Below are 988 nucleotides of genomic sequence, written 5' to 3'. Positions count from 1 at the left end.
CGATGCCGGCCTGGGCGGCATCCACGGTCTGGCCGTCCTGCTCGGCCACGCCGACGATGCGCAGCTCGCCGCTCCAGTCCGGCGGCAGCTCAACGCCAAGGTGTTGACGGGTCGCGTCGGCGAACGCCTGGCCGTCGATTTTGCCGGCGGCGAGCTGCCGGCGCGCGGCGGCGGCCTGCTCGATGCCCTGCACCGCGTCGGCAGGGTGGGCGGCCAGCAGGGCGGCCACCTGGTCGTTGGTCGGTGGGGTCATGTTCGCCTCCTGGTCTGCGACGGCCGCTTGCTGCTGGGTCAGCGCCGGCAGGGACATCAACTGGTCGGGCGCGTAGTTGTTCAGCTCGTCCAGGGTGCGAACCTGGTGGGGTTCGCCGTCCTGGTCGTGGAACGCAAAGATGCGCTGGCCGTCGCTCCATCGGGCTTCGGCGTCCATGCGCGACACGATCTGTTCGCCGTGCTGCTGGAGCTGCTGCGCGAGGTGGAGCTGTTCGGCCATGTTGGCGAACTCTTGCGCCAGGCCCTTGCGCTCCAGGTAGGCGTTATCGGTGTCGGTGTGGCTCGGGTCGATGCCGAACACTGGCGACAGCCGATCATGCGCGACGGCGTAGAACTGCTCCGGGTCGGTGCCGGTGATGCTGCCCACGGTTTCGAGGCCACGGCTGCGCAAGGCGTCTTCCAGGGTGTCGCCCTGGAATGCCTGGTAGTGGCTGAAAGTCACGTCCGGGTTGTCCAGGACTTCGGCAATGTCCACGGCCAGCGCCTGGGCCACGGCTTCGTCCTGGGCCTGGCCCTGCTGCTGGTCTTGCTCCTGAACCTGCTTCTGCTCGAAGGCCAGCACGTAGTCGTGAATCTTCTCGGCGTCGGCGGCCGCGCGGAACACCTCCAGCGGCTCGTCTTGCAGCGCCTTGATCCAGGAACCCACATAGGCGGCGTGCTGGCCCGGATCGTGGCCGATGCCCAGCTCGTCGCCGACGATCATGGAGGCGATCTC

General features: G+C 68.3%; 1 protein-coding gene. It reads right to left on the bottom strand.

What is annotated here, in order from left to right:
- Positions 1 to 988 (bottom strand): zincin-like metallopeptidase domain-containing protein (locus tag RMZ43_RS35895; protein WP_428851011.1); only part of this gene is annotated, 988 nt, incomplete at both ends.

The organism is Nostoc sp. CmiVER01 (genome assembly GCF_034531135.2).
GTDB lineage: Bacteria > Cyanobacteriota > Cyanobacteriia > Cyanobacteriales > Nostocaceae > Nostoc.
This window is presented reverse-complemented; position numbering and strand designations above follow the sequence as displayed.